Below are 23,013 nucleotides of genomic sequence, written 5' to 3'. Positions count from 1 at the left end.
GAGACTATTCCATCAGTGATCTGGCCGAGTTGTTCTCAGTCTCACGCCCAACGGTCTACAGGACACTCGAGCGAAATCGATGAATTTGTATCAATCAGAGCCTTAAAGGGGGATTCCGCACTCAGCCGCACTCGACCCCTTATTGCTGGCATCAAGGGCGCAGATCCCGACATCACGCTTCAAGCGATCTGTGAACGGCTGGAATCTATGCGCGAACGCACGCCTCGTGGCCGAACAAGATGGCAGCCGTCCTCGGTGAAAATGCTGTTGGAGCGGGCGGAACGACTTGGCCTCATGCCGTACGAATCGAGCCAAGATCAGATGTAGCTTCTGACCCGAATCCAAAAAATTTCACCGGGAGAAAACTCCGCAGGAGGCAGAAAGTGCCATTAGTTGCTTGGGGTTAGCTGCTAATGTGCCAACTCAACAGAGTAGCGGCTCGATTCGGTTAGATCTGCATTTAATATATCTATATCAATGACTTGCTGAGTCTTTTACACGACAACACCTATAGGTGTTGTGGATAACTTTCACACTACATTTAGATTCTTCTTGCCGGGCTCACTGGATCGTGGCATTCCCATTCTGACGGCAAAACGCGTCAGACACGCTGTACACCGTCAGAATGACTAAGAGCCTCAACAGAGGCCGAGAGTGGGCGGCAGGACATGGATGATCGTAACATTGGATACACGCAAGGCATAGGCTCTTCCGATATCGGAGCATTTGCCGACAATCTGGCTGAGTCTTTGGATCGCCAGATGAAGATCGCTTTCGAACCCGAAGAACGAAAGTCCCTACGCCGCTTCAGTTCCACCGAAGTCGCCGGCCTCCTGCGCGTAAGCACATCTAACCTGCGCAACCGGCACAAGGAAGGCAGCTTCCCGGAAGTGCATACAGACAACCGCGGACACCGGTTCTACACAGCCCAAGAGATTGATGAGTTGCGCGATGTTCTTGGACGCACTGGAAAGAACGCAGAAAGCTACCGCCCAGGTCGACGTGATGGCGATCGTCTCCAGGTGATATCCGTCGTCAACTTCAAAGGCGGTTCATCAAAGACTACTGCAACGATTCATCTTGCGCAAAGGTATGCCTTGCGCGGTTACCGCGTGCTGGTCCTAGACCTCGATCCGCAAGCAAGTTTGACCACGTTTTTCGGCTTTCGGCCCGAGCTTGAGTTCGCCGATGGCGGCACAATCTATGATGCTTTGAGATATGAGGACCAAGTTCCTCTCTCGAACGTCATCCAAAAAACCTACTTCCATAAGCTCGACATGGTGCCCGCCGGTTTAATGCTCTCGGAGTACGAAACCGAAACCGCAAACGCTCTCGCCCGTCGCGTACAACCCATCTTTGCAGAGCGCCTCGCCTTGGCGCTTGAAGAGGTTGAGGCAAACTACGACATCGTCCTGATCGACTGCCCGCCTCAGCTTGGGTTTCTAACCCTGACTGCGCTGGCAGCCTCGACGGGGCTTTTGGTTACCGTGGTACCTGGCATGCTTGACATCGCATCCATGAGCCAATTCCTGAAGCTTGCTTCAGAAACGGTCAAGGCGGTGGAGGAAGCCATCGGTCGGCGTGTCACATGGGATTTTGTCAAGTTCCTGATTACCAGATATGAACCGTCGGACGGTCCGCAGACCCAAATGGCAGGCTACCTGAGATCAATTCTGGCAGGTCAGGTCATGACAGAGCCGATGCTGAAGTCTACGGCGATCTCCGACGCGGGGATGACCCAGCAGACCGTCTACGAAGTCGATCCAAGCCAATTCATCAGAAAGACAATTGATCGCGCCCTGACCAGCGTGAATGGCGTTGGCGATGAGCTAGAGCAGACGATCCAAATGGCATGGGGGCGTCGCTGATGGCCCGAAACATCTTCAACCAGCCTCCAAGGAATGAGACGGAGAGCGGAGCCCCCTCCCCTACCCCGCCAAAAGCGGCAAAGCTGCCGGGATCTGTTGGAGGATTGCGCGACTCTTTGCGCGAGATCACAGCAAACTCGATTCGCGATATCGAACCCGATCAGATTGACATGGATGGGCTGCGCGATCGGTTGGTGCTGGAAGATTCCAGTATCGATGAGTTGGCCGAGAGCATTCGCAAGCATGGCCAACAAGTGCCCATCATGGTCCGTCCATCAGCCCAACCGGACAGATACCGCATCATCTACGGCCGCCGCAGGCTTGCGGCGGTCCGTAAGGTCGGTGGAACGGTCAAGGCAATTGTTCGAACCTTGGACGATGACGCATCTCTGATCGCTCAAGGCCAGGAGAACAACCTCAGGCTTGATCCGTCTTTTATAGAAAAGTCTATTTTTATCAAAGAGATGCAAGAATTCGGGTACAAACCCGGTGTCATTCAAGATGCTCTGGGTCTGACTCGGCAAGGCGTATCCAACCACAGGGTCGTCATAGAACAACTGCCAGACGGTCTTGTTCAACTCATCGGGCCAGCACATGGGATCGGACGGCGGCAGTGGGGTGATCTAGCTGCCTTATCGGTCAAGGTAGATTTGGTGGACATCGCCAAAGAGGCGCTCGCCGCCCTGCCCGACGACACTCCTAGTTCCGAAAAGTTCCAAGCCGTCTATTCGGCTTGCTCGAGCAAAGCACGTAGCGACAAGAAGCCGCCCAATCGTGGGCTGACTTCGGTCATCAATGATGAGAACGGCAGTTCATTGGGCACGCTGACAATCGATGAGAAGGCGATCGCTCTCAAGGTCACCAAGAAGGACAATCCAGAATTCGGCCAATGGCTCGAAGAGCACGCGGAAGCTACGCTTTTGCAACTCTTCGTACAGTGGCGGAATGAGAGAGGCTCTGGGTCCTAACCCAGGCCACACAGAGCAACACGAGCAGAGGAGAAAAGCGAAGACCCGAAAGAAAAGAGCCCCCCAAAGTTTCCCCTGGAGAGCCCTCATCATCTGATTAGCATCTTTGATGTAGCAACCTCCAGCATACCGGTCAAGAGTCACCGATTCGGTGGACTGATATTTTTTGCCTTTTTCCGCGAAAATTCGAGGAAAGAGACGGGGAAGTTGTGGGCCGAACGGTCGTCGTGAACAAGCCATGGCATTTACAAAACTCTCGATCGAAGCCGCAGGTGCTGATGCAACCCGCGGCTCATTTCCCCCATCTGAAACCGACGTCTGGACCATCTTCAGAGCCCTGAGAGATGCACGCAGCGTGTTTGGTCTACGTCCTGGCCACATACAGACACTTCAAGCAATGCTCAGTTTTCTGAAACCTGGCCATGGCGAAACGGTTTTTGCGTCTAACATTTCACTTTGCCAGCGCGTTGGCGGAATCGACGAACGGACACTCCGGAGGCACATCAACCGCTTCGTTGAACTCGGATTCATCAAGCGCAATGACAGCTCGAACCGAAAGCGCTACCGCGTTCGCTCATCCGGCGGGGAGTGCATCAGTTATGGATTGTCTCTCACCCCCCTGCTCCAACGTGCGAGCGAGCTTATAGCCATCGCGCAAGAGATGGAGAATAACCGGCGAGATCGGATATTTGTCCGCAAACAGATCCTTACAAAGCTCGCCCATTTGGAAGAGCACGATCCTAGCAACACATTCATCAACCACGCACGGAAAGCTCTACGCAGGAAGCTGAGCCTCCCCGAATACCACGCTCTGCTCGCCAATACAGATGCAGAATGCCAGAGTTTGTCTACCCCGGATGACCCGCCTGAAACTATGGAATTGCCCGCCAATGACGGACAAACTGTCCGGCATCAATCTAAGTCTGAAGAAGAAAAAAAAGATTTAGATAGCAACATGGGCGATGAGGTCCTGAAACCAGACTTGCTGACCTCAGTCTGCGATCAGGCGACATCGTTCTCCACAGAGAGACTTAGAAACTGGTTTGACATTGAAAAACATGCTCGAACACTTGCACCCATGATGGGCATTCACCCAGAAACTTTTGAGAAAGCCAAGAATGCTGTAGGAGCTCAGAAAGCGTCATGCGCGATCTTCATCATGCTACAGCTTGGAAAACGCATCAGGGATTTTGGGGCGTATTTTCACAGTATCACCCTGGGTCAAAGGCAAAACCAATTTAATCCATTAGCTTTGATCAAGCGACTGTCCGAAACCAATGAGCAAACTGTCTAATGTCCACCGCGGTGGACTTCGAACGAGAAGCGGAGCTTGTGGCAACCAAAACTGTCCAAACGCACCTAGCGGCGCGTGGTGGTTCTTCAGTTTATCTCAGACCAGCAGATGTCCACCGCGGTGGACAAGTGACACACGAGCAAGCCTTGATGAAAATCTCGCAGCCCATGGTAGAAATCGGCGGCCAGGAATTACACCCAAAATCCCTAAAGTTATTGTGGGAGGTCACCATCTCCAAAGAGGTTTGGAAAGAGCCGCTCTCGATAATCCAACGGAAACGCCAAACGAACGGGTGTCTTCGGCGAGACGGAAGTCAGGTATCCGGCGGCGGTCAGTTTACTCAGCGTGTTGCGAGCAGTACGCTCGGACGTCTTGAGGACAATCTGCGCGTCGCCTCGTTCCAGTGCGCCATGCCGAAGAACCGCCGAGATTAGTTCCGGCGCTCGCTTGTCATCGATGGTATCTGCAACAAGACGTCGATACCGCTGGTCCAATCCGCCGAGATCGAACAGCTTCGCAGAGAACGTGATCTGGTCGAGCGTCACTTTTAGGAACCATTCGCTGAACGCCTTCAGTGCCGCCTCTGACAGGTTGCCGCGCCCGTCTCGGTCTCCGCGGCGTGGGCTGTCGGCCAGATCCATCATCCGTTTGTACTCGCCCCGATCGATCAGCCCGCGGGCCAGCCCACGCGAAACGGACCAGAGCCCCTGGCCACCTATCCCTGCTGTGAGGGCCATGGCATGAGACATCAATCTGCTGACACGTCCGTTGCCATCCGGGAACGGGTGGATGTAGTTCAGCCGGTGATGTGCAGACGCGATCGCGATGATCCGTCCGCTCGAAGACCGCGCCGCAATTTGAAACCGTTTGTCAAAATGATCCATGAACGCCGCAACACGCGACGATGAAGGAGGTAGGTGGCGCCCGACCGCAACTTCCCGATCGTCATCTTGGCGCATGCGTCCCGGAACGATGGGCTCTTGTGTGCCGTCGGGATGTTCGATGACCCGAAACTCGTCAGGCATCTCGTCGTAGAAGCTCTTATGGACCCAGGTCAGGAATTCGACAGATGTGGGGCGGGGCAGGGTGCCCTTGCGATGCATCTCGTCGATGGCCCGTTGAACGATGACGTGCGCCCGGGCCTCAAGGGCAAGGGGACGGGTTTCTTCCTCAAGCTCGGCACCAGCCAGCGCCCTTTCGATGTCGCGGGGGCGTGTGTTGTGTCCTTCGATCAGGTTGGAGTAGTAGCAGTTCATCACGCGGACGAGATCGGCAAGCTCGGCTGCGCTGTCGGGATGCAGCCCTTGTCCCAGCCCGGTGGCTTCCCTCTGGATGTCGACCGAAAGGTCTGCCAATTCTGTAGGAATATGCTCCTCGAAGAAGCAGGGTTCGATTCTGGCGGGTGTTTCCAGCATTTTTGCCGATCTTCTATGTTTGCAAAGCAATTGAAAAATAACCACATTTCGTACTATCAAGCAAGTTTTTGCCGATATGCGTTGCCGATCTTGGTTGTCGATCTAGAATTGCTGCATAAAATCAATGGCTTCGGCAGATGTGCCGGGCTTTTCGGTTTTGTTGTGTGCCCAAAGTGGCCGGAAAAAGAGAAAGTGGACTTCGGGTTTCTGTGACTGACGGATGAGGGCCTTTGGGGTGCCTCGGACGGGTCCGGGCCGGGTTCCGGTCTGCCGTTCCGGATGAAGGGCATTCCCATGCAAACAGGTGTCTTGCGCATGCTGCGCGCGACCGCTGCCTCTTGGTGGCGGCATAGAGCGCTGCGCCGAACCGGCGAGACGGAGCTGGCACGGCAGCTCGAGCGGACAGCCGTTCTCCGCGATCTCGGCTATCTCAGGCAGGCTGCGTCATTGCCAAATGCGCATGTGACCTGCGGAGACAGTGGGACATTCCTCCATCTCGGGTGGACCACCGTCTCGAGTTTCGCGCCGATCGAGCGCTTTCCCTTGGCCGCCCTCGCGGTCGCACGGGGAACCCCGTTCATCGATATCCGACCCATCAGTGACGTCATCGCCTTCGCCAACCTGCCGCGGGTGACGCGGGACGGATTGCTCAACCCTGAGCATTCGGGTGCTGGCAAGTGCGTCTCGCTGACCACCTACATCGACATGGTCGAAAAGCTCGGTGCCAAGATCGCCAACGATCCGCGGTCCCGTCAGTCAATCTGATCACCATTTCCTCTCACCAATACTCGAAAGGAGGCCAGCCATGGCCCGATCCCGCACACCCAAATTCGATGCCTCCGAGGTCATCACAAACGAAATCATCCGTATCATTGAGCGTGGCGTCCTGCCGTGGCGCAAGCCCTGGACGGCAGGCGGAAGCTCACGCCCCCTGCGCGTGGGCGGTGAGCCCTACCAAGGGGTCAACAACTTCCTGCTGACGATGCGCACCGTGATGGCGGGCCACAGCTCTCCCTTCTGGATGACGTTGCCGCAGGCCAATGCGTTGGACGCAAAGGTCCGCAAGGGCGAGAAGTCCTCTGTCGTAGTGTATTACGGCCGAAGCCGGAAAGGCGCAGGCAGCGAGGATGATCAGGGGGAGAGAGATGATCGCTCCGAGGAGGCCCGCGTCTTTCGCTTCCAGAAATCCTACCGCGTGTTCAATGCCTGCCAGATCGAGGACCTGCCCGACAACTTCTTCCCCGACCCGGAGCCCGTGCCCGAGCATGCGCCGTCTGAGCCTATCCCGCACATGCAGGCGTTTTTCGATGCCATCGACATCACGACCGTCTTCACAGGAACGGAAGCGTACTATCTACCGCCCGTGGACAAGGTCTACATGCCATCCATCACGCGGTTCCACGAGCCGCGCAATTTCTACGGGGTCTGGGCCCATGAGCTGGCCCATGCCACGAAAGCCCCGCATCGGCTAAACCGTGATTTTGGTCTCTCGAAGTTCGGCAACACCTCTTACGCGCGCGAGGAGATCGTCGCGGAACTGACCTCGGTGTTTATGGGCCAGACGCTTGGCTTCACGGCGCATACGCTGGAGATGAATGCCGCCTACCTCCACAACTGGTTGCGGGTCCTTCGCTCAGACAAGGGCGCGATCTTCAAGCACGCCGCGGACGCGCAGCGCGCCTGCGACTATCTGATCGCCAGATCGGAGACGGGCAGGGCAGGGCGCAGTGCCGAGGCCGCCTGACCACACGGAGAACGGAGACTCCCATGTCACGCAAGGAACCCAAGACGCTGCGGGTGGCCGGGCTCCGCCCGTTCTTGCCTCAAACTGTCCCCCGGACAGTTTGCCGCTTCGCGGACCGGCGCGAACTCAAAGACCGCCGCCGCAAGATCATCGTCTTCAAGCGCGGTGCCTATTGGTGGAGCCAGTCCGAGGGCGCTTATCCGTTCTCGGCTGCGCTCGAGAGCATCAAAGAACAAGGCGGCTGGATCGAAACCATCCCCAACCCATATTACAGACCCAAGGGGCTGTTCGGATAGGGCACCTTCTGCTTCGGTCATTCCACCAATCGGAAAAGAAAAAGCGGGCTTTGGGAAGGGTGTTTCAACTTCTCAAAGGAGATTCCCATGTCCATGACCGTCCAACCCCAGCCAGACCGTCCGGATCCAACCGTGATCGCGGCGCAGAACGACGCGTTTCGCAAGCTCGCGTGCCTTGGAGTGCCGCCTGCGCAGCCTATTCAGGGCCGAATGCATGTCACCCGCTCGCTTATGGAGGCCGGTGACGGCTTCATGGCCGAGGCGGTGAAGGCCACCGGTGCGTTCGATACATTCGAGCCCGAGAACGACCCCGAGGGATGGCACGATTTCGGGGCGGTCGAGATCCGGGGCGAGACCGTGTTCTGGAAAATCGATCTCTATGAGGCGGGTTCGGACTTCCGCTACGGGGCTGAGACCCCGGACAATCCTGCCACCACCATGCGCGTGCTGACCATCATGCTGGCGCGCGACTGGTAGGCGAGGGGACACGCCCCCAAGCCTTATACGTCAAGCAATGAAGGCCCACTGACCCCTCAAAGGGAAAGTGGGCCTTTTGTCGTGGTGATCCCTGAAGCCGGGGATTGGTCACGCGCGTGAGCGCGCGGGCCGCATCCCACCCACCGAGAAGGACATTCCATGACCGCAAGTTTCAAACCTGTTTCTGTCGCCATCGGCGATCTGAAAGCTCACCCTGCCAATGTGCGCAGCAACTCCCCGGAAACCTATGACCCCGAGAATATCGCGCACCTGAAAGCCAGCATTGCCGTTCTCGGCTTGCTCCAGCCGCTTCTGGTCCAGAAACTCGACGGCAATTACGCTGTCCTCGCTGGTGGCCGGCGCCATGCCGCGCTGAAGGAACTGGTCGCCGACAAGGCTGCCAAGGGGTTCACGGCGAAAACCAAGGTGGACTGCCGCCTTGTGCCGGAGGAGTGTGACGCGACCACTGCACTGTCGCTCGCCGAAAACATCACCCAGGCGCCGATGAACGCCATCGACGAGTTCGAGGCCTTCGCCCGGATGATGGAGGTCGACGGCCAGACGCCCGAGACGATCGCCAGGACATTCGGCACCACCGTCGCCGCCGTCAAAGGCCGGTTGCGCTACGGCCTGATCCACCCCGACATCCGCGCCGCGGCCCGTGCCAAGACAATCACGCTCGACACGATGAAGGCCTTCGCCGAGCACCCGAGCCAGGAGGCGCAGCGCGAGGTCTTCGAGGCGCTCACGAAAGACGGCGGCTATCTGCAGGCCTACACCGTCCGTCAGGCCCTCAAATCCCGCGGCGTGCAGGTCAGCGATGATATTGGGGCCTTTGTGCGCGCGGACTACGAAGCGTGGGGTGGCGCTGTCGCGGCCGATCTTCTTGAAGAGCATTCCGTGCTTGAGGATGCGGCGCTGGTCGAAACCATCCTGCTCGAGAAGCTCTGTGCCGCCGCCGAGGAGGCCCGTATGAGGCTGGGCTTTGCCTGGGCCGATGCGGTGGTCCGCTACGATTACGCGACCATGGCCGACTATGGCCGAGTCTATCCCAGCCCGATCGAGCCGGATGAGGCGACCCAGAAGCGCATCGATGAGATCACCGCCGAGCTTGAGAAACTGCAGCTCGAGATGGAAGATGAGGGGCTCGATGACGATGCCTACAACGCTCTCTACGAGCGCGTGGACGCCTTGGAAGAGGAAGCCCGCGACCTGCAGGAGGCCTATAGCGCCGAGGATCTCGCCCGTGCAGGCGTGATCGCGTCCTGGTCCAACGGTCAGGTGACGCTCCATGTGGGCCTCGTGCGCCCAGAGGACACCGTGAAAGAGGAGGGCGCACGCGGCTCCGCGAGTAACCCGACGCGGGAGGAGGCCCCGGACGCTGGTGAAATCAACTACCCGGCCTCGCTGGCTGAGGACCTCAAGACCGAGCGGGCCATGGCGCTTGGGGCCGCGATGGCGCTGCATCCGGAGGCCACGCTCGATCTGACGCTCTTCAAGCTGGTGAGTGATGTTCTGGCCAGCGGCATGAGTGTCACGCAGGCGATCAAGGTCGAGGCCCGCAAAGAGTACCGCAACCATGCCAAGATGGACGAGACCTCCCTCGAGCAGGTGGCGGCGGCGCATGATGCGCTTGATCTGTCCTGGCTCGATGACGCCCGCGCGCCCGCCGATCAGTTCGCAGCGTTTCGCGCGCTGCAGCCTGGTGAGAAGGCCAAGCTTGTTGCCTATGCCACGGCCAGCACCACGCAGTCCTGCTTCGCGCGGGACCGGCAGCGCGACAGCCTGATGCATGACTTCGAGATCGAGGTCATGCCTGACATTCGCGCGCATTGGACGCCGAATGCGGCGCTCTTCAACCGCTTCAAGAAGGCCTGGCTCCTGAAGATCCTCGACGAGGATCTGGGTCTCGCCCAGGAGGCTGTGACGCTGGCCTCGTCGAGCAAGAAGGAGATCGTCGCCTTCTGCGACAAGCTCTTCGCCGAGCCCTTCGCCACGCTGACGGATGCACAGTGCGCTGCGGTGGCCGCTTGGTGCCCGCCGATGATGCAGACCGCCGGTGTTGCCTGTGATGAGGCAGAGCCCGCTGCGGAAACCCCGGAGTCTGACAGCGGGGTCGCGCAGGCGGCCTGAGCCATCACCCGACCCGCGCGTGGATCATGCCACCTGCGCGGGTCGACCCTCCTACACCCAACGGAAAGACATCCCCATGGCTATTCTCAAGTTCTCTGCCTCCGCTGTTGCGGCGCAGATCGCACATGCGCGAGCCTGCAAAACCTTCCTGCCCAACTGGAACGGACCGGTGGACAAGCCCGCCCTGATCCTCATCGTCGGCAATGGCGTGCATCTGCGCTCGAACGGGATCGATGGGACGACCACTCGCATCGTCACGACCGAACAGGCGGATCCCTCCTTCGCCTTCGCCGATGGCATGAACCCGTTTCGGGACACCGACTGGATGGCGCAGCGCCGCATGGCGTTTCGCGATCTGACCGGCCAGTTCTACACCGACATCCTGGATGACGTGCAGGTGCTCATCGACCGGGGGCAGGGGGCGATCCGGCTCGCCACCGATGGCCACAGTATCCGCGTCTTCGTGCGCCGGGCCTCGGACTATCTCATCGGCGGGACCTACGAGGTGCCCTCGGGCCTCGGCGGCACCTTCCGGGTCATTCTCAAGGATGCCTGTGACACCTTCGCGATCGTGCAGAACTGCGGCAATTGCGAGGATTTCGACGCCATGCAGCCCTACCGCGTACCGCTCGATGCCCTGATGGAAATCGATGACCGGAGGGTGGCATAGCGCGCCCTTTCTCAAACACGCATCGCCAATACCCTGCCGGGCCTGCGGCCCTCTCGGGACATTGGCGACAACAATTTTCCCAATGAGAGAAAGGACTCTGAAATGGGTTGGCTTTTTTACACCGACCGCCGCGTCCAGACCTACACGGACGAGAAAGCGGAGATTGCCCGGCTCTGCACCTTCGAGAGCGACACGCGCAAAACCGAACTGGTCAAAGCCTGCAAGGTCGGCTCCACCTGGTATGCGGCGGCAAGGGTCACCGATCTCGACGGCACCCCTGTCGAGGACGCGACCTATGTCACGGATGCCGATGGCTCGATCACCTTCGGCGCTGTCTTCCTCACCCGATACGACGATGGGTGCTGGGGCTACAAGGACATGGAGGAAAGTGCTGGCCCGAACGAATCTCGTGCTCCCCTTGGGCTGATCGAGCTCCTCTCCGACCTGAAAGACCCGGACAGCTACGCCCAGGACTGGCGTCAGCGCTGCCGGGATTGGGCTGCAATCCCGGACTACGAGGAAGGCGACAAGATCAAGCTCGCGACCCCTGTGACGTTCACCGATGGCAGCACCTGCCAGATCGTCACCGCGACCCACTACAGGCGCGGGCGGCAAAAACGCCGCTGCTACCGCATCGAGGAAACCGGTGGGCTCGTACGCCTGTCGAAAGCGACGCTTGCGGGCTCGGTGCTGCTCAACTCCGCGAAGAGCGAAGCCAGCCCGGTGCTGGCGGAGTTCCTGGCGGGGCAGGGTGGCTGAGTTTCCCGTTGAGACAACACCTGAGGACCACGCGCGCACATACTGCCGACTTGAAACCGTATCTCAAATGAGATACATCACTCCCATCCACTGGAGGACCATCCATGCCCGCCCAAACATCCATGCTTCATGTCCGTGTTGACGATCAGCTGAAAGCACAGGCTTCGGACGCACTTGCCGGCGTCGGTCTGACGCTCTCCGACGCGGTGCGTATTCTTCTGACCCGCGTGGCCGCAGAAGGCGGCTTGCCTGCCGGATTGACCGCTGATCCGGATGCCTATGACGCCTGGTTCCGGGCGAAGGTACAGGAAGCGCTGGACGATCCACGCCCCACAACGCCCCATACCAAGGCGATGCAAGACGCCCAGGCATTGATTGACGGGAAGCGCCTTGCCAAATCTTGATGGGCCCGTTCTTGAATGGAAAGCGACGGCCATCGCCGACTTGCTGGCAATCATTGACTACATCTCTGACGACAACCCGGATGCCGCTCAAGTTCTCAAAGACGAGATTGAACACAAGACGTCCCTCCTTCCAGAACGCCCTCAGATGTACCGCGCGGGCCGTGTGGACGGGACTAGGGAGATGGTTGTTCGGCCGAACTACATCGTAGTTTATGCTGAAAGCCCTGAGATGGTGACCATTTTGCGCGTTCTTCATGCTGCGCAGCAGTGGCCATGATCGGGGTGCAGGCCCGATGCTAAGAAATTGCCCGCTCTACGCCTTCAAAGTGTAGAGCGGGCTTTTTCTCCTTTGGAACTCAGACCCTGATCCAAAGGAATTCCCCATGTCCAAGCCCTGCTCAACGCTCCCCGATCCTATTGAATCCAAAGCTAACTTCGTTTCTGCCCTCGAGCAGATCGGCACGGAGATCGACCACCAACCCCTGCGCAGCTCAGCGCTCGCACGCATCATGCGAGAGACCTTTCTTGGCAGTGATGCCGGGGGCGCCTGGGACTGGCGGAAGGCCTATGACCTGATGCAGGCGGCGGCTGTGCAGGCGCTGCTACGTGGCGATAACAGTGAGGATGATTACTTCGCCGCAAAGCTGCTCGCCTCGCGGCTGCTGACGGAAACCCGCCGGTCAGAGCAGCAGATCCGGCTGCAGCAGTTTTCCACGCCGTTGTCTTTCGCGGCTCTGACGGTGCGGGCCGCAGCGATCCGCAAGGGCGAGACCGTGTTGGAGCCGTCAGCTGGTACCGGTGCCCTGGCCGCGTTCGCCACCCGAGCCGGTGCCACGCTTTTGCTCAACGAGATCGCCCCTTTTCGTCAGCGCCTCCTGCGGGCCGTCTTTGGGGGAGATGTGACGGGCCATGACGGCGAGCATATCGACGATCTGCTGCAGACGCCGGTTCTACCCGACATCGTGGTGATGAACCCGCCGTTCGCCTCCTCGGTCGATCGCTCCCGCGACAAGCACATCGCCGCCAAACATCTCATTGCGGCTGCAAAGCGTCTCGCGCATGGCGGGCGGCTGGTGGCGATCATGCCGCCGGGATTCACGCCCGAACGCGATGCCGCGCATTGGTCCCGCGCTTGCGGTCTCCTGACGCCGCGCTTGGCCCTCACGATGCCGGGACAGGTTTACCGCAAGCTCGGCACCTCTGTGGAAACCCAGCTGATGGTCTTCGACAAGGTGCAGGAGGACGGAGAGATGATCCGCGCCAGCGTCAGGGACTTGGATGAAGCCCTTCCTTTTGCCGACGCCGTGGCCGCAACCCGGCCCGAGGCGCGCCCCGTACAACAGGCGGCGAAAAACCCTCATGCGCGATCGGTCGGTCCAGTACCTGTCACGCGCAAGCGACCAGTTGCTAGAGTTGTGGCGTCCAACGCTCAGACCAACGCCGCCATACCGCTCACTTTCACAAGCCTTGAGGCCGCGCGCGACAACACGCCCGTCTCGGATATCTATGCGCGCTATCGCCCTCAGCGGATCGAGATCGCGGGTGCGCAGGAACATCCCACGCCCTTGGTTGAAAGCATCGCCATGGCTTCCGTGGCGCCACCCGTGCCTTCTGGCGCGGCCAGTGCGGAATTGCGCCTGCCTGCCAGGCTGATCGAGGATGGGCATCTCTCCGAGGCTCAGCTCGAGACCATCATCATGGCCAATGATGCCCATGGGCGTGACCTGCCGGGGCGGTTCACCATCGACGACGACCAGACCAAACTCACCCGTGCCGATGATGACCCGGACGCCAATGCTTATCGCCTTGGCTACTTCCTCGGTGACGGCACGGGCTGCGGCAAGGGGCGCGAATGCGCCGGGCTCATCCTGGTGAACTGGCTCGCTGGGCGCAGGAAGGCGATCTGGGTCTCCAAATCCGCCACGCTCATCGAGGACGCGATCCGCGACTGGACCGATCTCGGCGGCTCGCCTGCAGACATCCAGCCGCTCTCCAAATGGAAACCGGACCAGCCCATCCCGATGGGGGACGGTATCCTCTTCGTCACCTACGCTACGCTGCGGTCCGCGGGCAAATGCGGCACCACGCGGCTGAGCCAGATCCTCGCCTGGATGGGCGCGGAGTTCGACGGCGTGCTGGCCTTTGATGAGGCCCATGCCATGCAGAATGCCGCAGGGTCCGAGCAGGGCAGGGGGGTCAAACCCTCCCAGCAGGGCCTTGCGGGCCTGCGGCTGCAACTGGCAGCACCACGTGCACGCGTCTTCTACATCTCGGCCACGGGCGCCACGAGCGTGCACAACCTCGCCTATGCCGCGCGTCTCGGTCTCTGGGGGCAGGGACCCGAGTATCCCTTCCCGAGCCGCGAGAGTTTCGTCTCGGCGATGGAAGCAGGCGGTGTCGCCGCCATGGAGGTGGTCGCACGCGATCTCAAGACGCTTGGTCTCTACACGGCCCGTGCTCTCAGCTTCGATGGCGTGGAGTATGACGTGCTCGAACATGCGCTCACCCCGGCCCAGATCGAGATCTACGATGCTTATGCCGGCGCGTTTCGGACGATCCACCACAATCTCGAAGCCGCGTTGACTGCGACCGGCGTCAACGATGCCTGGGGCGAGACCAATGCCTCGGCCGCACGCGCCTCGGCCAAATCTCGCTTCGAGAGCACCAAGCAGCGCTTCTTCAACCATCTCCTGATGGGCATGAAGGCACCGACCATCATCCGCGCCATCGAGGACGATCTGGCAACGGGCCACGCGTGCGTCATCCAGGTGGTTTCGACCGGCGAGAGCCTGCTGAAACGTCGGCTTGAAACGATGGACGCGGAAGACGAGCTCGTCGAGGGTGCCTTGACGCCGCGCGACTATGTCCTGGGCTACCTGGAACAGGCCTTCCCGATCCACGCGCAGAAGCTCGTGGAGATCGACGGCAATATGGTGGCCGAGCCGCTCAGGGACGAGACCGGCGCGCTGGTCGTCTCGCGCGAGGCGCTCGCCCTGCGCGATGCGGCGATGATGGAGTTGATGACTCTGGCCCCGATCCCCTCGGCGCTCGACCAGATCATCTGGGCCTTTGGCGACGAGGCCGTTGCCGAGGTCACGGGTCGATCGATCCGGCCCCTCAAGGCCGAAGACGGCCATCTATTTATCGAGAAGCGCGCTGCCAGCAGCAATTCCTCCGAGACCCAAGCCTTCATGGACGGGGAGAAGGATGTCCTGATCTTCTCCGATGCGGGCGGCACGGGCCGCTCCTATCACGCGGCGCAAACGGCGAAGAACCAGAAGCGGCGGCGGCACTACCTGCTGGAGCCCGGCTGGCGCGCCGATGCGGCCATCCAGGGGCTCGGCCGCACGCATCGTTCGGCCCAGGTCAGCGCGCCCTTCTTCCGGGTCTGCACCTCCGATGTGCATGGCGAGAAGCGTTTCACCTCGACGATAGCCAAACGCCTCGACCAGCTGGGTGCCTTGACGAAGGGCCAGCGCGAGACCGGCTCGCAAGGCATGTTCCGCGAGGAGGACAATCTCGAAAGCCCGATCGCACGGGCGGCGCTGCGTGGGTATTTCGCCGATCTTGCTGCCGGGCGGGCCGAGGCGATGAGCTACGAGAGCTTCACCGACTGGACGGCCCTGCGGCTGATCGACAAGGAGGGGGTGCTCCTTGAGGAGCTGCCGCCGATCCAGCGGTTTCTGAACCGGGTTCTGGCCCTGCCCATCCACATGCAGAACGCACTCTTTGCCGAGTTCATGCGCCGGATTGCCGATCAGACGGAACGGGCGCGCGCGGCGGGCACGCTCGATCTCGGTGTGGAAACCCTACGCGGCGACAAGATAGAACAGGTCTCCACGGAAGATCTCTGGACCTGCCCGAAATCCGGCGCCGTGACGCGGATCATCGGGCTCGAGGTGACGGACCCAGTCCATGTCCTGGGCGCCGAAGAGGCCATATCGCGCAATCCGGACAAGCTGCCGATGGTTAATCGCGCCTCCGGTCGCGCGGCGCTCATCTCGGCGCGCCCTATGCAGATGTATGACGAGGACATTGTCACGCTGATGCGCAAGGCGGTGAGGCCAAACGGGTCGAGCTATTTCGAAGAGGCACGGTTCGAGTCCTCGGCTTGGGAAGAGATCAACAGGCCTGAGTTTGCAGGACTTTGGGATGCCGAGGCTGCGTCCCTGCCAAAAACCACCACGACCAAGCTCTACCTGCTGACCGGGCTGCTGCTGCCCATTTGGAAGGACATTCCGACCACCAATGAGCGCATCTACCGGGTCACGCCCGACGGGGCGACGGCGATGATCGGGCGGACGCTGAGCGAGCAAGGCGCGGCCGCGTTGCGCGCCCGCTTCCTCGTCTCCAACCCGCAAACGCCGCAGGAGATGTTGACCGCCGCCCTCGGCACCACGGCGCCGGTCGATCTCGGCCGGGGTCTCACCCTGACCCGTCGTCGTGTCGCAGGCGAGATGCGCCTTGAGTTGGGCGGTGCGGATCGGGGCATGATTGAAGGTCTCAAGGCCATGGGGTGTTTCACGGAGATCATCGCCTTCCAGTTGCGGGTGTTCCTGCCGCATGGGGACGGGATCGACACGGGGACCATTCTGGCCCGGGTCGTGGGGCAGGGGCCTGCCAACACGGCAGACCAAGCCGCCTGAAAAGTTAAAGCGGGCTTCCGGTCGGGCGTCGCGGATCGGGATTTGACCGGTCTGCGCGTTCCGGGCGCGCGCTGACCAATGCCACGCCCGGCCCCCCCAACATCTGACAAGAGGACAGACCCATGACCAACCCCCAGATCGACTATGCCGCAATGGCGGCTCAGTGGCGCGCAGAGCGCGAAACCACCTTGAAGGCATCCCGAGCGGAGCTGATCGCACAACTACGAGCGCTCGGCATCAGCGAGGTCACTGCGGAATACGAAGGCTATGGCGACTCCGGCAATGTCGAAGATGTGATTGTGCAGCCTGCGGAGGTCAAACTGCCGGAACCGCTTGCCACCGAGGTGGGCGATTTCGCCTGGTCACTCGCCTATCACTATCATCCGGGGTTCGAGAACAACGAGGGCGGCTATGGCACGCTGACCTGGGACATTGCAGCAGACAGCATCACCCTCGATCACGCCGACCGCTATGTCGAATGCTCGCACAGCTATGACGAGGGACTTTGAGATGGCACATCCGCTTCATCACGCTGAAAGCTCTGCCCGGAATTTCGGCGGGGTGCCGTCTGACTATCAGGCTGTGCACGATTGGTTTGACGCCTCGAAAGAGCACCTCGCGCTTTTCACGCACCGGGCCTTGCGCCACCATACCCAAGGTCTGTTCGATGCTGAACGTGTCTTCGGTCTGACCCTGACCAATAGCGCAGGTCGGGACATCCCCGTGCGCTGGATCGGCGAGCAGCATATCCGTGAAGACTGCCAAGGCCGTATCCCGAGCATGGCGGACTGGCTGCGGCGGATCCAGCCCGAGCCATGGATGGCCAATGGCCACATCGACCGGCATTCCGGCGATGAGCCCTGCGGCGACCCAAGGGCCGCCTGGGCATCTGAAGTCGCCGCCGGCAGAACGGTTCTTGGCCTGACAGATTGGATGGCGGCGCGCGCGATGCAAGTGGCGCAGAGTGCCTGACAGGACCCGGCTTTTTGCCAATTGAATGCCGCACGGAAGCCCGGTTGGAAGATCGGGCTTCTTGCGTCGTTTCCCCACCATTCTACTTGAGGAGGGTCACATGACACTCGATGACATCAAGGCGGCCGTCGATGCCGGCCAGACCGTGCACTGGGCCAATACCGGCTACGTTGTCCACAAGGACCGGCTCGGTCAGTACCTGATCAGCTTTCTGCCGAACGGCAGCTGCATCGGTCTGACCGACCGGGAAGGGCACCGGTTGAATGGCAAAGAGGCGGAGTTCTTCATCGCGCAATCGAAGGACGCTGCGGAAAATCCGGGCCGCCAATCAAGATCAGACGGGCAGGAGAGGGGCGCAGCACCCGGGGGCGCGGCGGCACACCTACTCAGACGGGATCGCGAAGCCGGGGGCGGGGCATAAAGGGAAAGCAAGCTTTCTGATTTGTGATCCCTCAAGGGGTCGAGAAAGCAATCCCGGATGCGCTGGCAAGGACGTCAGGCACCGGCCAATCCAAAAGGAACCATCCCATGTTCGCAGGAAACCTCACCCGCAATGCCGAAACCGCAGCCGCCGAATACACCGGCATGATCCACTCGTCACGCTTTGACATCGCCATCCAGCTTGAGGCACGGGCCAAGATGTCCGCGCGCAGTCCGGATTACGACGTGACAGCAGTCAACAAATCGGGCCGCAAGGTGCGCATCGGCACGGCCTGGAACGAGACGGGCAATACCAGCGGAAACCCCTACATCTCGATGCAGATCGATGTCGGTTTGGGCCCGTTCCGGGTCAACGCGGTGCAGACGAAAGAGGCGCGCGCGGCGCAGAGCGGCGAATTCGAGATCATCCCGCTCGTCTCGAACGGCCTGATGAAATCCGGCTCGCTCTCGGGCGAGCTCACCGCAATGGACGCTGACAACGCCTTCACCGGCTACATCGCCAACATGATGTTCGATCTGGAGTTCATGCTGATCGAGAACAGCTACAAGATCGAGGAGACCCACCCCGACTACCGGATCGAGGTCAGCTCGCCCCGGGGCAAGCCGATCCGCGTCGGCTCGGCCTGGATGGCCAAGAGCAGCCGCACGGGCAATGACTACCTGTCGCTTCTGATCAACACGCCCGATGGCGACCTGCGCGTGAACGCCGTGCAGAACGAAGAGCAGCGCGGCGGGCAGACCTTCTCGATCATCCCGTTCATCGACAGCGGTGAGCAACCGCAGGACGCGGGCGCGGGGCTGTCGCTGGTTGCGTGACCTTGGTACGAGGCTTGAACATCTGAACTGCAAGGGGAGCCGTGGGTTCACGGTTCCCCTTTTGCTGTGCTTGCTTCAATAGAGCGATCGAACTGCCACTTCATATGGCGTTCCGGTGTAGATGAGACTGCTAGATCGGAAGTGCCGCGCGGAGTTTCGATTAAAGTCAGACTTGTACAACTGCTTGAGCGGCAATCAATGCGTCAACAGCAACTTGAACCTCGGCGTAGAGCTCGGTGTCCAACTCTGCTGCGTCGATTTCCACAATCAGTGCGTAGCGTACGGAAGGCAAACTCTCAGCGAGAAGCTTTTTCGACTTCCACCAACCGGTGACTGGGTGAACAGCCAGCAAGTTGCGCCGCGCCAGATCTGAAGCCCTGCATGTCAGCTGATCTATATGGAGCGACCCGACATGGCGCCGATTGCTACCGAAGTCCCAAAGATCATCTTCGTCGCTTGCAGGACCATCGGGCTGTTCGGCCGCCTTGCTGATCCGGGCCAGAAATTGGGCTTCGTTCTCGCCAGCGCGATTGAGTTGGAAACGTAAGTTGTGGGACGCGTAGCGATACCGAACGCCGCGCGAGGCTTCGGACGGGTTCGGAGCGATAAAGCTACTGAGTGCCACCCGCAAGGTCACATCGGCATTGCCGAGCGCGCGCAAAGCCTCAACGGGCCAGGGAAGGGCGAACAGCTTCATTTCATTGTGGACATCACCGCCGGTCTTCTCTGAAATCCCGTACGGCGTAATCGTATCTTCCACGATGAGGGTCAGCGCGTTCGACGCGCTGCGGCGGGCACGCGCCATGTCCGGCACACCATACCCATAGCGCTGAAAAAGGGGCGTGAAGTGACCCTTGTTTGGCTGGGCCGGCAGATGCGCACGCATCTGCTGCGTCCACCGCGCTGACGACACGTAGAGACCACGCACTGTCTCGGGCCAAAGCGTCGGATAGTCCGACCAGAGTTCCGTTACATCCTTCGCGGCAAGCGCGGTCGCCGCGCTGGTATCGAAGGTGAATGTGAAGGATCGGACTGGGTAATTGTGGTGAGTCGAAAGCAGCGATAACCATCCATGCCGCATTGGCGGTGGCATGGCACTTAGCGCCCAGTTTCCACCCTCAAGGACGACGTCCGGCTTGTTCGGCCAATGGGACGACCACGATGCAGTTCTCGAAGCTGGCGATAGATCGCCGAATGGTGCAAGCGCCTGGGCCGGCTCTCCGTCTGGCAGTACGGTCTTCTCTGTAAAGGCCCCAACAGACAGAACATTCCACGCTTGGGCAGGCGACTCGATTTCGTTGTCTTCGTGATCGCATCGGTCCAGGTAGTTTCCGGCACCAAAGGTGAAGTTGTCGGTATTCCCTGCGGAGACAAGCACCAAGCGTTGTTGTTTCACCTCACCTGAAACACCGGCGGCGAGCTGATCGACCTCCGTCGACCAGGACGTCGGCGCGCCGTCATGCGGGGTGTCCTCACCCGTCGTCGTGGTCATGGTGAAGGTCCGGCGCCGGGGGCCGACCTGTTCTACTGTATTGATCGCCTGCCTGGTAACCGCGCCGAGGAGATGATGCGGGTTCATCCCTGCATCAGGCAGCAGCTTCACGGATTCCAGACGGTTCACGACAGAAACCGGATTCGCCTGGTGCAGTTTCGGCGTCAGGTCTCCAAAGAGCGCCAGTCCTCCCATCTGCGTGCCATGGCCCTTCACATCCTCCAGCCCCCAGGCCGGGTTGGCGGCATGTCGGTCATCCACGCTGAGCGCCGGCTGAATGAGAGGATGCGCGCGACTGACACCGGTATCCAAAAGCGTGACGTAGCTAGGATCGGGATTGTCAGTGTAGGTCGTACGACCCGCGAGTTCGTCGACCCACTGCGCCTGTTCTGCCACCGGCAAGCCGTCGAAGAAATCCGCTGTGATGGTGGGAGCAGCAAGGGCGCGCACGCCGCCTAGTCGGCGGACGGCTTGGGCGAGCTGATTGCGATCGGCCTCTACGATCACAACGATATCTTCGGGAAACTCCAGCCGATCTGCTCCCACGGTAACGCCATAGTTTGGTGCGGCCGCGACGAAACCTTCGGTCATTTGAGGCTCGAGCCAAACCTCCCAGATGGTCGCAACATCCGCTGCTGGAAATTTGCCTGAAGGGCTGCGCCAGAGGGCACGCAATCCCGCTTCCGTGATGGCAGCGACGCTCTGCACCAGATCCGCGTTCTTCGGACGGCCTGGGATGAATTCACCATCCTTTTCCCGGTCGGGTGTGTCTTCCGTCCGAAACTGCTCGACCTTCTTGCGCAGCTTTTCAATACCCTTGGCTGTCGCAAACACCGTCGCGCGCTCTTCGGTGCCACCGGGATCAGGGGTCTCGGCGACGCGAAGGAGAGTCAGGCCACTAGCGTCGAGGCTGCCTTTCTTCAGGCGCTCGTCGATACGCGAGCGTACTTCCAGATAGACGCCGGGAAGTTCGGCTGCTGGAATATCTGGCAGCGCGTCGATGGCCTGAAGCAATGCTTGGGCGTGCGCCGCGCGATTGGGGACATCACTTGGTCTTTTGGACCCGCCCCCGCCCTTTGCTTGGAACGGGCGAGGTTGTCCGAGATTGCGAAGGTGGAAGTGCCGAAGGTCTCGTGCCATTGTCATCGGTCCCTAGTTCTTGGAGCGACCGTCGGCGTTCGAGGGCATCAAGCAAATCCTGTGTCGCAATCTTGTCGGTATCATTCAGAACAGCACGTCGAGCGGCATCTTCCGCCGCTGCCACAACATCGGCCGTTGAGAGGCCTGTGGCAACGTCTATAACCCGTTTCCATCCCATGCGAGCGAGTGAGAAGCCGATCAAACGGCGTTCGAGCGCCTGCCGAATGGCAGGGCCATCGGGCATGACATATGGCAAAACAAGATCAAAGCGGCGCAGCACAGCGCGGTCAAGAATTCCCGGCAGGTTTGTAGTGGCAATGACGATCGAAGGCCCGGTATCCTCATCCAGGAATTGCAGGAACGAGTTCAGAACCCGCCGGGCCTCACCGACATCGTTCTCACCGCCCCGGGCCGCGGCCAAAGCGTCGATTTCGTCGAAGAGATAGATACCGCGCGTCGTCTTGACGGCATCGAATATCATCTTCAGCTTCTGCGCTGTTTCACCCATGAATTTTGTGATCAGTCCGTGGAGCATGACCGAAAAGAGAGGGTACTGCAGCTCACCGGCAAGCGCTGAAGCACTCAGGGTCTTGCCGGTTCCGGGAGGACCGGAGAGGAGAACGCGCCGCCGTGGCTTCAACCCTTTCGCCTCGAGCTTTTCGCGCATTCGTGTCTCTACAACGAGATGCGCGAGTTCGCTCTCAATCCTGTCTGGCAAGATGACATCGACGAGGCGCTCGGTCGGATAGGACGCGGCAAGGAACTCCGCCAGATCACCGCGGGGTGTTGCGATAGGAGTGATCGCAGGGGTTCGCTTCGAAGGCGGCTTCTGTCCCGCTTCGGCCCATTGTCGCAACTGTTCAGCCAGACGGGTATGTCCCTTCTGCTCTTCAGCCGCAGAGAGTTGCATCGCCAGATCGTAAAAACGATCAGCGTCCCCTTCTGCGTGGCTCTTGACGAGACCGATGAGTTGTTGGGCGGAAGCCAAGGTCGAGTTGCTCTTTCTGAATGATCATTTTCAATGATACTAAGGTCTTTTCTACATTCGAACTCCTCAGCAGACCAGACAATTTGCGCTGTTTGGAAGCAGAGTGTGTCGGTTTTGTGCTCTCGAGCATCGACTTGGATGCTTGCCTTGCGGCCTCCCCCGCTCGGCTTCGCGTGTCGCAGGGGAGAACGGCCCTTCGGTCCGTCGCGCATTCGGCCATGCGGCCTCACCGCGGCGTCGCACCCAGGCCCCCGGTTTGCCCGCCTCGCGAGCACGTCCCTCCCCGGCCGCTCCGCCGGATTGCGCTCTGGTCTGTTTTGCGGGGCAAAACGATCCCGCCGCTCCATCCGTCTCCCGCGTCCGGTCGGGCCGTTTGCCTGCTCGGGTCGGGCAAACCTACCGTCAAAACACACACACATGAGCGTGGAAGCATATCCTCCGGATGGCCCCCAAATCAGCCCGCGTCAAGGATCACAAAACTTTTCGGCGA

21 protein-coding genes and 1 pseudogene are annotated in these 23,013 nt (G+C 60.3%); 19 read left to right on the top strand and 3 right to left on the bottom strand.

What is annotated here, in order from left to right; all coding sequences use genetic code 11:
* Window positions 1-11 precede the first annotated feature (11 nt).
* The 5 genes and pseudogenes from AB9K37_RS16270 (at window position 12) to repC (ending at window position 4,130) form a co-directional block, all read left to right on the top strand.
* Complete coding sequence (locus AB9K37_RS16270; protein WP_369835239.1) at window positions 12-83, top strand: hypothetical protein; 72 nt, start codon at window positions 12-14, stop codon at window positions 81-83.
* 61 nt (window positions 84-144) lie between these two features.
* Window positions 145-327 (top strand): annotated as a pseudogene (locus tag AB9K37_RS16265) (recombinase family protein); the annotation flags it as partial.
* A 341-nt stretch (window positions 328-668) separates the two neighbouring features.
* Entirely contained in the window at window positions 669-1,868 is a 1,200-nt protein-coding gene (gene repA, locus AB9K37_RS16260) for a plasmid partitioning protein RepA (protein WP_369840744.1), read from the top strand.
* Window positions 1,868-2,836 carry a plasmid partitioning protein RepB gene (gene repB / locus AB9K37_RS16255; protein ID WP_369840742.1) on the top strand — a complete coding sequence of 323 codons (969 nt, stop codon included), beginning with the start codon at window positions 1,868-1,870 and terminating at the stop codon, window positions 2,834-2,836. The genes repA and repB overlap by 1 nt, the downstream gene beginning before the upstream one ends.
* Before the next feature lie 238 nt (window positions 2,837-3,074).
* Complete coding sequence (gene repC / locus AB9K37_RS16250; RefSeq protein WP_369840740.1) at window positions 3,075-4,130, top strand: plasmid replication protein RepC; 1,056 nt, start codon at window positions 3,075-3,077, stop codon at window positions 4,128-4,130.
* Between the two features lie 212 nt (window positions 4,131-4,342).
* Here repC and AB9K37_RS16245 read toward each other — a convergent pair whose 3' ends face one another.
* The gene (locus tag AB9K37_RS16245; RefSeq protein WP_369840738.1) at window positions 4,343-5,545 is read right to left on the bottom strand and encodes a Fic family protein; all 1,203 of its coding nucleotides are present in this window, start codon (window positions 5,543-5,545) and stop codon (window positions 4,343-4,345) included.
* 279 nt (window positions 5,546-5,824) lie between these two features.
* Here AB9K37_RS16245 and AB9K37_RS16240 point away from each other — a divergent pair, with 279 nt between their 5' ends.
* The 14 genes from AB9K37_RS16240 to AB9K37_RS16175 all read left to right on the top strand — a co-directional run bounded on the left by AB9K37_RS16240 (window position 5,825) and on the right by AB9K37_RS16175 (window position 18,903).
* Entirely contained in the window at window positions 5,825-6,310 is a 486-nt protein-coding gene (locus AB9K37_RS16240) for a hypothetical protein (RefSeq protein WP_369840736.1), read from the top strand.
* 40 nt (window positions 6,311-6,350) lie between these two features.
* The gene (locus tag AB9K37_RS16235) at window positions 6,351-7,289 is read left to right on the top strand and encodes an ArdC family protein (protein ID WP_369840734.1); all 939 of its coding nucleotides are present in this window, start codon (window positions 6,351-6,353) and stop codon (window positions 7,287-7,289) included.
* A 23-nt stretch (window positions 7,290-7,312) separates the two neighbouring features.
* Window positions 7,313-7,585: a DUF6330 family protein gene (locus tag AB9K37_RS16230; protein ID WP_369840732.1), complete on the top strand. Its 273-nt coding sequence runs from the start codon at window positions 7,313-7,315 to the stop codon at window positions 7,583-7,585.
* Window positions 7,586-7,672: 87 nt separating this feature from the next.
* Entirely contained in the window at window positions 7,673-8,062 is a 390-nt protein-coding gene (locus AB9K37_RS16225; RefSeq protein ID WP_369840730.1) for a DUF3768 domain-containing protein, read from the top strand.
* A gap of 159 nt (window positions 8,063-8,221) precedes the next feature.
* A complete protein-coding gene (locus tag AB9K37_RS16220; protein ID WP_369840728.1) occupies window positions 8,222-10,195 on the top strand; it encodes a ParB/RepB/Spo0J family partition protein in 1,974 nt (657 codons plus the stop codon).
* Window positions 10,196-10,271: 76 nt separating this feature from the next.
* Window positions 10,272-10,865, top strand: coding sequence for a regulator (locus AB9K37_RS16215; protein WP_369840726.1), 594 nt, complete (start codon window positions 10,272-10,274; stop codon window positions 10,863-10,865).
* A gap of 102 nt (window positions 10,866-10,967) precedes the next feature.
* Entirely contained in the window at window positions 10,968-11,624 is a 657-nt protein-coding gene (locus AB9K37_RS16210) for a hypothetical protein (protein WP_369840724.1), read from the top strand.
* A 104-nt stretch (window positions 11,625-11,728) separates the two neighbouring features.
* A complete protein-coding gene (locus AB9K37_RS16205) occupies window positions 11,729-12,028 on the top strand; it encodes a type II toxin-antitoxin system RelB/DinJ family antitoxin (RefSeq protein ID WP_369840722.1) in 300 nt (99 codons plus the stop codon).
* A complete protein-coding gene (locus AB9K37_RS16200; RefSeq protein ID WP_369840720.1) occupies window positions 12,015-12,305 on the top strand; it encodes a type II toxin-antitoxin system RelE/ParE family toxin in 291 nt (96 codons plus the stop codon). The genes AB9K37_RS16205 and AB9K37_RS16200 overlap by 14 nt, the downstream gene beginning before the upstream one ends.
* 106 nt (window positions 12,306-12,411) lie before the next feature.
* Window positions 12,412-16,674, top strand: a complete 4,263-nt coding sequence (locus AB9K37_RS16195; RefSeq protein ID WP_369840718.1) for a strawberry notch-like NTP hydrolase domain-containing protein — start codon at window positions 12,412-12,414, stop codon at window positions 16,672-16,674.
* 122 nt (window positions 16,675-16,796) lie between these two features.
* Window positions 16,797-17,183 (top strand): DUF6878 family protein, encoded by a 387-nt coding sequence (locus tag AB9K37_RS16190; RefSeq protein WP_369840716.1) that lies wholly within the window; start codon window positions 16,797-16,799, stop codon window positions 17,181-17,183.
* A gap of 1 nt (window position 17,184) precedes the next feature.
* The gene (locus AB9K37_RS16185; protein ID WP_369840714.1) at window positions 17,185-17,646 is read left to right on the top strand and encodes a hypothetical protein; all 462 of its coding nucleotides are present in this window, start codon (window positions 17,185-17,187) and stop codon (window positions 17,644-17,646) included.
* 100 nt (window positions 17,647-17,746) lie between these two features.
* Entirely contained in the window at window positions 17,747-18,067 is a 321-nt protein-coding gene (locus tag AB9K37_RS16180; RefSeq protein WP_369840713.1) for a hypothetical protein, read from the top strand.
* A gap of 107 nt (window positions 18,068-18,174) precedes the next feature.
* Window positions 18,175-18,903 (top strand): DUF736 family protein, encoded by a 729-nt coding sequence (locus AB9K37_RS16175; protein ID WP_369840711.1) that lies wholly within the window; start codon window positions 18,175-18,177, stop codon window positions 18,901-18,903.
* Window positions 18,904-19,069: 166 nt separating this feature from the next.
* Here AB9K37_RS16175 and AB9K37_RS16170 read toward each other — a convergent pair whose 3' ends face one another.
* Both AB9K37_RS16170 and AB9K37_RS16165 read right to left on the bottom strand, forming a co-directional pair.
* Entirely contained in the window at window positions 19,070-21,409 is a 2,340-nt protein-coding gene (locus AB9K37_RS16170; protein WP_243614096.1) for a S8 family peptidase, read from the bottom strand.
* Between the two features lie 31 nt (window positions 21,410-21,440).
* The gene (locus tag AB9K37_RS16165) at window positions 21,441-22,523 is read right to left on the bottom strand and encodes an ATP-binding protein (protein WP_081536350.1); all 1,083 of its coding nucleotides are present in this window, start codon (window positions 22,521-22,523) and stop codon (window positions 21,441-21,443) included.
* Between the last annotated feature and the right edge of the window lie 490 nt (window positions 22,524-23,013).

This window comes from Donghicola sp. XS_ASV15, from assembly GCF_041224595.1.
GTDB lineage: Bacteria > Pseudomonadota > Alphaproteobacteria > Rhodobacterales > Rhodobacteraceae > Donghicola.
This window is presented reverse-complemented; position numbering and strand designations above follow the sequence as displayed.

What these genes read in the sequence shown, in the direction of transcription:
- repA (WP_369840744.1), top strand. Translation starts at nt 669, where the DNA reads ATGGATGATCGTAACATTGGATACACGCAAGGCATAGGCTCTTCCGAT.
- repB (WP_369840742.1), top strand. Translation starts at nt 1,868, where the DNA reads ATGGCCCGAAACATCTTCAACCAGCCTCCAAGGAATGAGACGGAGAGC.
- repC (WP_369840740.1), top strand. Translation starts at nt 3,075, where the DNA reads ATGGCATTTACAAAACTCTCGATCGAAGCCGCAGGTGCTGATGCAACC.
- AB9K37_RS16245 (WP_369840738.1), bottom strand. Translation starts at nt 5,545, where the DNA reads ATGCTGGAAACACCCGCCAGAATCGAACCCTGCTTCTTCGAGGAGCAT.
- AB9K37_RS16240 (WP_369840736.1), top strand. Translation starts at nt 5,825, where the DNA reads ATGAAGGGCATTCCCATGCAAACAGGTGTCTTGCGCATGCTGCGCGCG.
- AB9K37_RS16235 (WP_369840734.1), top strand. Translation starts at nt 6,351, where the DNA reads ATGGCCCGATCCCGCACACCCAAATTCGATGCCTCCGAGGTCATCACA.
- AB9K37_RS16230 (WP_369840732.1), top strand. Translation starts at nt 7,313, where the DNA reads ATGTCACGCAAGGAACCCAAGACGCTGCGGGTGGCCGGGCTCCGCCCG.
- AB9K37_RS16225 (WP_369840730.1), top strand. Translation starts at nt 7,673, where the DNA reads ATGTCCATGACCGTCCAACCCCAGCCAGACCGTCCGGATCCAACCGTG.
- AB9K37_RS16220 (WP_369840728.1), top strand. Translation starts at nt 8,222, where the DNA reads ATGACCGCAAGTTTCAAACCTGTTTCTGTCGCCATCGGCGATCTGAAA.
- AB9K37_RS16215 (WP_369840726.1), top strand. Translation starts at nt 10,272, where the DNA reads ATGGCTATTCTCAAGTTCTCTGCCTCCGCTGTTGCGGCGCAGATCGCA.
- AB9K37_RS16210 (WP_369840724.1), top strand. Translation starts at nt 10,968, where the DNA reads ATGGGTTGGCTTTTTTACACCGACCGCCGCGTCCAGACCTACACGGAC.
- AB9K37_RS16205 (WP_369840722.1), top strand. Translation starts at nt 11,729, where the DNA reads ATGCCCGCCCAAACATCCATGCTTCATGTCCGTGTTGACGATCAGCTG.
- AB9K37_RS16195 (WP_369840718.1), top strand. Translation starts at nt 12,412, where the DNA reads ATGTCCAAGCCCTGCTCAACGCTCCCCGATCCTATTGAATCCAAAGCT.
- AB9K37_RS16190 (WP_369840716.1), top strand. Translation starts at nt 16,797, where the DNA reads ATGACCAACCCCCAGATCGACTATGCCGCAATGGCGGCTCAGTGGCGC.
- AB9K37_RS16185 (WP_369840714.1), top strand. Translation starts at nt 17,185, where the DNA reads ATGGCACATCCGCTTCATCACGCTGAAAGCTCTGCCCGGAATTTCGGC.
- AB9K37_RS16180 (WP_369840713.1), top strand. Translation starts at nt 17,747, where the DNA reads ATGACACTCGATGACATCAAGGCGGCCGTCGATGCCGGCCAGACCGTG.
- AB9K37_RS16175 (WP_369840711.1), top strand. Translation starts at nt 18,175, where the DNA reads ATGTTCGCAGGAAACCTCACCCGCAATGCCGAAACCGCAGCCGCCGAA.